General features: G+C 46.9%; 10 protein-coding genes. 7 read left to right on the top strand and 3 right to left on the bottom strand.

Translation table 11 applies throughout. The annotated features are described in order from the left end of the window. Nucleotides 1–87: 87 nt before the first annotated feature. From mobC to mobA, 3 genes are all read right to left on the bottom strand, one after another. Entirely contained in the window at nucleotides 88–2,079 is a 1,992-nt protein-coding gene (gene mobC, locus I6E11_RS13670) for a conjugal transfer protein MobC (RefSeq protein ID WP_235338702.1), read from the bottom strand. A 63-nt stretch (nucleotides 2,080–2,142) separates the two neighbouring features. Further along, on the bottom strand, nucleotides 2,143–3,405 hold the full coding sequence (mobB, locus tag I6E11_RS13665) for a conjugal transfer protein MobB (RefSeq protein ID WP_032584190.1): 1,263 nt from the start codon (nucleotides 3,403–3,405) through the stop codon (nucleotides 2,143–2,145). Further along, nucleotides 3,390–3,812 carry a conjugal transfer protein MobA gene (mobA, locus tag I6E11_RS13660; RefSeq protein ID WP_235338701.1) on the bottom strand — a complete coding sequence of 141 codons (423 nt, stop codon included), beginning with the start codon at nucleotides 3,810–3,812 and terminating at the stop codon, nucleotides 3,390–3,392. The genes mobB and mobA overlap by 16 nt, the downstream gene beginning before the upstream one ends. 803 nt (nucleotides 3,813–4,615) lie before the next feature. Here mobA and I6E11_RS13655 point away from each other — a divergent pair. The 7 genes from I6E11_RS13655 to I6E11_RS13625 form a co-directional block, all read left to right on the top strand. Next, complete coding sequence (locus tag I6E11_RS13655; RefSeq protein WP_235338700.1) at nucleotides 4,616–5,368, top strand: ParA family protein; 753 nt, start codon at nucleotides 4,616–4,618, stop codon at nucleotides 5,366–5,368. A 5-nt stretch (nucleotides 5,369–5,373) separates the two neighbouring features. Beyond that, nucleotides 5,374–5,811, top strand: coding sequence for a DUF3408 domain-containing protein (locus tag I6E11_RS13650; RefSeq protein WP_235338699.1), 438 nt, complete (start codon nucleotides 5,374–5,376; stop codon nucleotides 5,809–5,811). 2 nt (nucleotides 5,812–5,813) lie between these two features. Beyond that, nucleotides 5,814–6,188: a DUF3408 domain-containing protein gene (locus I6E11_RS13645; RefSeq protein ID WP_235302121.1), complete on the top strand. Its 375-nt coding sequence runs from the start codon at nucleotides 5,814–5,816 to the stop codon at nucleotides 6,186–6,188. Further along, the gene (locus I6E11_RS13640) at nucleotides 6,176–6,835 is read left to right on the top strand and encodes a DUF4122 family protein (RefSeq protein ID WP_235338698.1); all 660 of its coding nucleotides are present in this window, start codon (nucleotides 6,176–6,178) and stop codon (nucleotides 6,833–6,835) included. The genes I6E11_RS13645 and I6E11_RS13640 overlap by 13 nt, the downstream gene beginning before the upstream one ends. A gap of 184 nt (nucleotides 6,836–7,019) precedes the next feature. Next, nucleotides 7,020–7,316 (top strand): DUF4134 domain-containing protein, encoded by a 297-nt coding sequence (locus I6E11_RS13635; protein ID WP_007843736.1) that lies wholly within the window; start codon nucleotides 7,020–7,022, stop codon nucleotides 7,314–7,316. 3 nt (nucleotides 7,317–7,319) lie between these two features. Beyond that, nucleotides 7,320–7,643, top strand: a complete 324-nt coding sequence (locus tag I6E11_RS13630) for a DUF4133 domain-containing protein (RefSeq protein ID WP_005776857.1) — start codon at nucleotides 7,320–7,322, stop codon at nucleotides 7,641–7,643. Next, nucleotides 7,640–8,837, top strand: a 1,198-nt coding sequence (locus tag I6E11_RS13625; protein ID WP_235338696.1) for a TraG family conjugative transposon ATPase, incomplete at its 3' end; no start/stop codon positions are given. The genes I6E11_RS13630 and I6E11_RS13625, both read left to right, overlap by 4 nt.

Here is an 8,837-nt window from a genome sequence, read left to right as displayed (position 1 = left end):
CATATTGTTTATTTAATGATTAGAATTCCAAATTAAATAAAATCCAAACAATATATGGAGAAAGACATTGGATATAAGTTTCTTAAATCAATCAATTTGTGTTTTATCTATATTCAGTTTTTCCATTTCATCGTTGATGATAGCCTGGGCATCCGCCTTTATCTGGTCATAATTACGCTGTATCTGCTGGAGCATGATGTCATTCCCTTCACTGTCCTTGAACGTGTTGATAACCGGGATTTTTTTATAAGCCTTTTCTTCCGCACTTACTTTGGCATGGTCCACGATAATTTCCGCATGGAAAATCTTTTGGTCGATTTTCTCACCGAAATTGTCCGACACGGAACCGACAAACGTCCCCTGTGAGAGGTTGGAAATCTTGGAAGCAGGAATCAGGGAGTCCAGCTGGGTGTTGATCGATGTGGAGACATCCTGACGGTTGATGGATATGGACTGACGTTTCTGCAAAATCTTTCCGAAACGTTCGGAAAGTGTCTTGGCCGTTTCACCTACCACCTGACCGCTGAATATGTTGCCGACTGTATTTTGAATTACCTTGCTTTCCTTTTCACCGTAGTCACGGTTAAGCTGGCTGAAGTCCTGAAATCCCAGACAGACTGCCACTTTGTTGGAACGTGCCGTTGCAATCAGGTTGTCCAGTCCTCGGAAATAGATGGTTGGAAGCTCATCTATGATTACCGTGCTTTTAAGCTGCCCTTTCTTGTTTATCAGCTTGACGATTCTGGAATTATACAGTCCGAGCGCAGCGGAATAGATGTTCTGTCGGTCCGGATTATTGCCTACACAAAGGATTTTAGGCTCCTTCGGATTATTAATGTCCAGAGAAAAATCATTACCTGTCATGACCCAGTACAACTGTGGAGAAATCATTCTGGTAAGCGGAATTTTCGCTGAAGCTATCTGGCCCTGGAGCTGATCCTGTGCCCCGCCTTTCCATGCATCCATGAAAGGAGAAAGGTAGTTCTCCAGTTCCGGATAGGAAGTCAATATGGTAAACAAATCTGAGTAAGGCTTGTTCAGCAGTTCCACGGCATGAGGGAACGTGCAGTAGATACCGCCTTTGAATATTTTGAGATACCATATAATGGCTGCCAGCAGGATAATCGGAGACTCTACAAAGAAATCACCCTGCTTTTCAATCCAGGTGCGGTTTAAGTTGAGCATAATGGTATAGCTTGCTTCGTATGCGTCAGAGATGTCCGTCATGAACTCCGGATTGATGGGATTGCAGCGGTGTGAACGGTGCGGATCATCAAAATTGATGACGTAAAAATGCGGCTTTACCTTGTATTTGTCCATATTGTGCAACAAGGTGTTGTAGGCAATGGTAGAAAGATCATCGAATTTATAATCATATATATAGGTACTAAAACCTTTGGAAATCATCTGTTTGATGTAGTTGTTTACCACTGCATAGGATTTACCTGAACCCGGTGTTCCCAATACGATGGTCGCACGGAAAGGATTGACCACGTTGATCCATCCGTCGTTGAGTTTGCCGCCATACTGGAATCTGGTGGGCAGATTGACAGAATATTCATTCTCCATCAGCCTTGTCTCCTGCATGAAGGATTCGTTTTCCATATTGAACACATCCTCCATCAGGTTATGTCTGTAAAGCCTGCTGATCCACAGTCCTGCCATGAGCAGGCATAGATAACCGGCTGCAAGTGTTACCACATACAGGGCAGTAATCGCTTCGTGTGGAAAAGGCAGGTCAAGCAGCCACCAGTTCATGAAAAATAGAACCGCCCCGGCAGTAAGTACCGCCCATATACGCTGCCAGGTTATTTTCTCACCCTTGACTCCGATAGTACCCATACAGGATATGGCCAGCAGAAGAACTGCCATCAGTTTTGTCCAAAGGATACAGCCGAATATACCGGTTGTCCTGTCAAAGTTCATCAGTATCCGGTCTATGACATCCAGATTCAGATGCCAGGCACTCATACTGGGATAGCAGTACACATAAACGTGGACTACCAGAATAAAAATACTGACTGCCCTGCCGAATTCCATAATCTTGGCAAGGGCTCTCAAATCGTCTTCCTGTTGCATAATGATGTAGATGATTGTGGGGGGAATCCGTTGTTCCCCCTGTTGTTGAGTCATTTTGATTGATCAGATACCGCGTGATTTGCGTTTATGAGGTTTCTTTTTCCGTTTCATACGGCGACGGAACGCTTCTTCCTCGTAATCGACTGCCGGATTTGCCTCAAAGGAGAATATGCCTGCCGCCTGTTCAAGCGCACTGCCTTCTTCCATACGGTGGCCGTACCGTTTCCAAAGTTCCTCCGGACCGGACTGTTGTCTCTCCTGCCAGGGTATTCCTTCCCACCAGCAGACAAGATCGTTGAATACGTTGGCAGAAAACTCCTTTCCCATACGTGAACCGTTGAACGCCTCGCGTCGTTCATGGTCTATGAATGTGACGCCATAGATACGTTCGGTATTGTTCCTTCGGAATACCACATCAATGTGCTCCTGTTTCAGCAGTTCCCTGAATTCCTGTTCCGATTTTGCGTTACGCATGGCCCATACGACCTTGCCGGATATGGCAGGAGCCCATCTGCCTTCCTTGAAGTCCTGTGTATGCCGTAACATAAGTTCGGACAGTCCCGTATTTCCGAAACGCTTGCCGAACCTTGCACTTTTTATTGGAGAGCAGACCACTTTCCCTCTGTCGTCTGTAGCCGAATAGATGATACCCGTATAGGGTGTTCCCATGTAATCGCCCCGTACCTGTCGGGCTTCAATGTTCAGTGTGGAAAGCAGTGCGGAATACTCTCCGAAAGTCTGGAAACGGTAGCTTTCCAGTACAGCCTTCAGCGTGTTTCCAATCTGATGGCGTATATCCCCCTGTGAGACATCCACTTTTTTCAGTTCCGCTTTCGGATTCCGTCTTTCCGTATCCGCACTGTTACGCAGTCCGAATTCCTGTTCCAGTTCCCGGCAGGCTGTCATTGAACGGCGGTGTTCATAGGAGTCATTGATTTTCCTTCCTTCATCGTCAATGCATACACTCACGATATGTACGTGCGTGTTGCAGGTATCGCCATGTCTGTACACGATGAACGGCTGGTCACCATATCCCATTTTCTGCATGTATTTTTCTGCCAGTTCCGCCAGCTTGTCATTGTCCAGCCTGTCTTCAGGTGCCGGACTGAGGGCGATATGCAGGACCGGCTTGTCCGTCCTCCTGTTTGCCGTCAGATGGTTTTCAAATGAAAGGAGAGCCAGACGTATGTCCTCGCTCGGCAGTCCCGGGCGGTCGGAAATCATCCGGTGTCCGGACAGGATTTCCGCTGTCCCCTGAAATACCTTTTCATGATTATAGACCAGCGCTCCGTAAAGGCTTGTCCCGTGACTTATCTTTGCAACCATTTCTGTTCATATTCTTTGGTTAATGCCATAATCTGCTTGTTGAGCAATATTAGTTCCAGGGTAGCCTTTTCAAGTTTGTAAAGTAGGGACATCGCCCTTTTGTCCCCGAAATTTTTCTGTACGGCCCTTACGACCTGATTGTAATTGTTGCCTATTGCCTGAAACTGCCTGTAAAATTCCCCGAGCCGGATATAATAGTCCATGGAAACCTTGTCCACCTTGATTACCTTCAGTTGTTCTGAAAAGATTGATTTCTTGATAAAGATTGTCCTATCCCTTGCTCCGGATTCCAGAAACAGTTTCTCAAATCTGCTTTTCTCCTGTGCGTTCAGACGGAAACTGTACTTGTAGTCCGCCGGATCAGTCTTCGGTTTTCTGCCTGTCCTTCTTGCCTGTTTTTTCTCCATGCTTTTCTGCTTTTGGGTTGTTTTGCTTTCTCCGTCAGATTTTCCGACTTTGGAGGAAAATCCCCCGACCGTTAGGGAGGGCAAGTTGGTTTTTGTATGGCAGAATAATTTCTGTCGTACAAAAACACAACTTGCTCTGTTCGTTTGAACAGAGAATCCACCTCCGGCGGATTGCTGCGCGACGTGAGCGGCGTGCTGCTGTCCGTCGGAAGATGTTCCAAGCCATCCATTGGTTCTGACTTTGCAAAATTATGGCCGGGTAAACAGTTGTGAAATAGTGGATTGTATGACATATAACGACATCTGATGACATCTGATGTCATGGTGCCGGTTACATATTACCTGTATGCCTGAAAGACCTTATTTTTGACGCGGTTTAAGCGTGCAATATTGCAATAACATAATAGTGCAATAACATCAAGGACATAATAACATAAGGACACAATAACATAACAACATAATAGTGTAATAACATAAGGACACAATAACATAACAACATAATATTGCAATAATATAAGGATACAATAACATGGCAACATAATAGTGCAATAACATAAGGACATAATAACATGGCAACATAATAGTGCAATAACATAAGGACACAATAACATGGTAACATAATAGTGCAATAACATAAGGACATAATAATATGGCAACATAATAGTGCAATAACATTACAATGTATATATGTACAGGATTATTGCAGCATGTCCTTAAACGGTTATGCCGGTATCACAATAGCGTAATGCCATTGTTGGATTAGTGAAAGAAAAAAGTGAATATTAACCCCAAAAACAAAAGGTATGAACAAACGTCCGATTCTTGTCGCCTTCAGCAATCAGAAAGGCGGTGTGGGCAAGTCCACGGTAACAGCGGTTCTTGCCAGTTATTTTAATTATGTGAAAGGTCTGAAAGTTGCTGTCGTTGACTGTGACTATCCCCAGTTCAGTCTGGAAAAACTAAGGGGAAGGGATTTGAAGAACCTTGAAAAAAGCGAGTATCACCAGCGACTTTTCTGCCGTCAGTTTGAAGACGGTTCCCGTAAGGCCTATCCGATCGTTACTTCTACTCCGGAGGCAGCTGCAGAGATTCCCGGCAAACTGGAAGACGACTATGACCTGATATTCTTCGATCTTCCCGGAACGGTGAACTCCCGTGGTGTATTTGAGTCCGTCATGAACATGGATTTCATTTTCACTCCCATTGTAAAAGACCGTATGGTCATGCAGAGCAGCCTTTCCTTTGTATCGACCGTTCAGGATTTTATCGGACAGCATCCGGAAGCTCCCCTGAAGGACATACGTTTATTCTGGAACCGTATGGACAGCCGTACTTCAAAAGAACTGTATGTAATGTATAATGCAATAGTGCTCCGTATGGGGTTGAAGGTCTTTGAAACCGTACTTCCGGATCTTGAACGCTTCAACAAGGAAATGACACCTTCTTCCAGGCAGCATTTCCGCTGCACCCTTCTTCCTCCTTCCGAATCACTACTGAAAGACAGCCGTCTTGAGGCTTTTGCCCAGGAGATGGAACGTATCATATTTCCGGGATAAAAACTATGGCAAAGAAAAGAGAGATATTCAAGGTGGATGAGGATGCCTTGAAGGACATGATGGCCAGTGAATCCATTTCCTGTGGTAAATCTGGAACAGATGTCGGCGAGAATGTTCTTCCTGTCACAGAAAAGGGAAAAAATGTGCCGGAAGTAAAGACACAGGGACAGGAAAAGTCCCGCAAGACGATTCGCGCCGATCCCGGACTGGAAGAGAAGGTGGAAATGTACAAGGAACTGTTTCTGGACAGAAAGAAGTCCGTACACAGAAAGCAGACCTATATCAGCTATGACATGTATTGCAGGCTGGCCCGTATCCTTCCCCTTCTGAGTGATGACATGAGTGTGCCCGCTTTTTTGGATAATGTGCTGGCACACCATCTTGAGACTTACAGTGAAGAGCTTGGCGAGCTGTTTCGCCGAAAAACCCCAAAAACATTCTGAAAATGATGTGGATTGTATTGACTGTTGCCGTATTGGTTTGCGGCCTGCTGTTATGTTGCGTTTATGTACTGTCCAATAAGATTTGTTCACTGAAAAGACAGGTCAGAGAGTTGAATGAGAAAATAGGAATAGCGAACAGCTTTCCCGAATATAACCGTGTGTATCTGAACGATGCTCCAGTCGGGAAAGGACGCCAGATTCGTATCCGTTGCGGTTTGTACAACAAGGCAAGCCGCCTTATTCCGTTTATGGCTCCCGGCATGAGTGTTTCAGTCTATGTGAGCAATATCGTGGAGGAACACTTGAAACGCCACGGAGAATTGCTGAAGAATGAACTTGAATGTTTTCTCTATAAGGATTCTTTATGGAAGAACTGATATACTTCTGTGTACGGATTGTCTGTATAGGCTATTTGCTGTACAGTGTGTATGGCTGGAGAAGGCGTATCGAAACTGTTTGTACCCTGCTTTATGGGAAACCTTGCGTGAAGAAGGAAAAGAAAGAAACTGTCGTAACGGAATCTGCGGTTTCAGATGCAGAAGTGATGGGAAGTACCCGTTATGTCTATCTGGACGAGAATGCCGGAAAGACTGCCGCTCCCTTCATGAGCCAGCCACTTGAAAGGAATTTTATCGGTGAGGAGGAAGATGTGCAGCAGGAAGATGTGGAATGCAACCTTCAGCTGGATAAGATGAAACTCCTGCAGGAAGTCCAGGAAGACCTTGATGCGGAGTCTCCCGAAGTGGAATCCGTATCACCTGTTCTGTCCAGCAGGGACATGGAAGTACTCGGCGAATATCTGACACATCAGGATGAAGCCGACCATGAGAAGGCCATGCAGGCAGCCCGTGTCCTGTTCTCCATCAGGCAGACCAGCCTGATTGATGTGTTCCTTTCCAATATGGAGAATTCCGCGATTGTAGAGGAACTGATAGACAGGTATCTTGACGAGGACGGCAATCCCAAACCGTTTAAAGTAAAGGATGGGAATGAACCGTCTGACAACTGGCGGAAATATATCTGACACCGATATATTCAGGCATCCCGGAAATCTTTTCGGGATGCTTTTTTTATGTCTGTAAGGCTTCCTGAATGACATCTGATGACATCTGGTGACACCTGATGATGGTGTTGTATCACAGCAGTTTAAGCCTTATATATTTGCAGTCGAATTCAACATTTATGTCAAACCCCAAAATGATTCGACAATGAAGAGAAGAATCCTATTTTCAGTATTGTGTGTGCTGGCAGCGGCAGGTGCCTTTGCACAGGGACAGGGTCTTGCCGGCATCAATGAGGCTACCAGCCTTATGACCTCGTATTTCGATCCGGCCACCAAATTGTGTTATGCCATCGGAGCCGTACTCGGTCTGGTCGGCGGTATCAAGACGTATGGCAAGTTCAGCAGCGGCGACCCGGATACGTCCAAGACTGCGGCAAGCTGGTTCTTCGCCTGCATCTTCCTGATTGTGGCCGCCACCATTCTCCGTTCCTTCTTCCTGTAAGCCATGGATTACCGTATCAACAAAGGAGCAGGCCGTCCGATTGAGTTCAAGGGCTTGAAATCACAGTACCTGTTCTTTTTTGCCGGAGGTCTTGTATCGGTCTTTCTTGCGGTGGTTGTCCTGTATATGGCCGGTGTCAGCCAGCTGGTATGCCTGTCTTTCGGAGCAGTATCCGGTACCCTGGCCGTATGGCTGACCTTCCGCATGAATGCCCGCTACGGTGAGCACGGGCTGATGAAGATGCTGGCCGAGAAACGCCATCCGCGCTATCTGTCAGCCCGTCGCAGAATATTCAGAGCATTAACCAAAAAGAAGAGAAAGAAATGAGAAGTGTATTGAAGGCCTGTGATCTGGAAGACAGATTTCCGATTCTGGCCGTGGAAAACAACTGCATCGTAAGCAAGGATGCGGACATTACGGTAGCCTTCGAGGTCGAGCTGCCTGAACTGTACACGGTGACGGCGGCGGAATATGAAGCCATTCACGGTACCTGGGTAAAGGCCATGAAGGTGCTTCCCAATTATTCGGTCGTATACAAGCAGGACTGGTTCGTCAAGGAAAACTACCGGAGCGAAGGAGACGGGACGGAAAGTTTCCTGTCCCGCAGCTATGAGCGTCATTTCAACGAACGCCCGTATCTCAGGCACCGCTGCTTCCTGTATCTGACAAAGACCACACGCGAACGTGCCCGCCGTCGCAGTGATTTCAGTACCCTGTGCCGTGGCTATATCCTTCCCAAGGAAATCACGGACTGGGATTCGGTCGTGAAATTTCTGGAAGCGGTGGAGCAGTTCGAGCGTATCATGAACGATTCGGGGCATGTCAGGATGAAGCGTCTCAGAACGGAAGAGGTGGTCGGAACGGAAGAATGTCCCGGTCTGATTGAAAGATACCTGACTCTCGGTATGGAGGACACGCACCCCGTGTTACAGGACATCTGTCTTGATCCGGAACGTATGCGCATCGGTGACAAACGTCTTTGCCTGCATGTGCTTTCCGATACGGAAGACCTTCCAGGCAGTGTGGGCACGGACATGCGCTATGAGCGCTTGTCCACGGACCGTAGCGACTGCCGTCTTTCGTTTGCGGCTCCGGTAGGACTTCTGCTTTCATGCAACCATGTCTATTCGCAGTACGTGTTTATCGATGACGCGCAGGAAATCCTGCAACGCATGGAAAAGACTTCACGCAATATGCTGTCCCTGTCGAAATACAGCCGCAGCAATGCCGTGAACTATGAATGGGCAGAAATGTATCTGGACGAAGCGCATACGAAAGGGCTTGTTCCAGTACGGTGCCACTGTAACGTGCTGGCCTGGGCGGAAGACGAGGAAGAGCTCAGGCGTATCAAGAACGATACCGGCAGCCAGCTTGCCCTGATGGGATGCGTACCCCATTACAACACGATAGATACTCCGGTGCTGTACTGGTCTGGTATTCCAGGCAATGCGGGCGATTTTCCGGCTGAGGAAAGTTTCTATACCTTTCTGGAACAGGCTGTCTGCCTGTTTGCTTCGGAAA

Source organism: Bacteroides caecigallinarum, assembly GCF_021531075.1.
In the GTDB taxonomy this organism is placed as follows: Bacteria; Bacteroidota; Bacteroidia; order Bacteroidales; family Bacteroidaceae; genus Phocaeicola; species Phocaeicola caecigallinarum_B.
Note: the sequence above shows the minus strand (reverse complement) of the source record. Positions and strands in the feature narration are given on the sequence as shown.

Bases quoted from the DNA above. Each gene is read 5' to 3' on its own strand.
- mobC (WP_235338702.1), bottom strand. From the start codon at position 2,079: ATGCAACAGGAAGACGATTTGAGAGCCCTTGCCAAGATTATGGAATTC.
- mobB (WP_032584190.1), bottom strand. From the start codon at position 3,405: ATGGTTGCAAAGATAAGTCACGGGACAAGCCTTTACGGAGCGCTGGTC.
- mobA (WP_235338701.1), bottom strand. From the start codon at position 3,812: ATGGAGAAAAAACAGGCAAGAAGGACAGGCAGAAAACCGAAGACTGAT.
- I6E11_RS13655 (WP_235338700.1), top strand. From the start codon at position 4,616: ATGAACAAACGTCCGATTCTTGTCGCCTTCAGCAATCAGAAAGGCGGT.
- I6E11_RS13650 (WP_235338699.1), top strand. From the start codon at position 5,374: ATGGCAAAGAAAAGAGAGATATTCAAGGTGGATGAGGATGCCTTGAAG.
- I6E11_RS13645 (WP_235302121.1), top strand. From the start codon at position 5,814: ATGATGTGGATTGTATTGACTGTTGCCGTATTGGTTTGCGGCCTGCTG.
- I6E11_RS13640 (WP_235338698.1), top strand. From the start codon at position 6,176: ATGGAAGAACTGATATACTTCTGTGTACGGATTGTCTGTATAGGCTAT.
- I6E11_RS13635 (WP_007843736.1), top strand. From the start codon at position 7,020: ATGAAGAGAAGAATCCTATTTTCAGTATTGTGTGTGCTGGCAGCGGCA.
- I6E11_RS13630 (WP_005776857.1), top strand. From the start codon at position 7,320: ATGGATTACCGTATCAACAAAGGAGCAGGCCGTCCGATTGAGTTCAAG.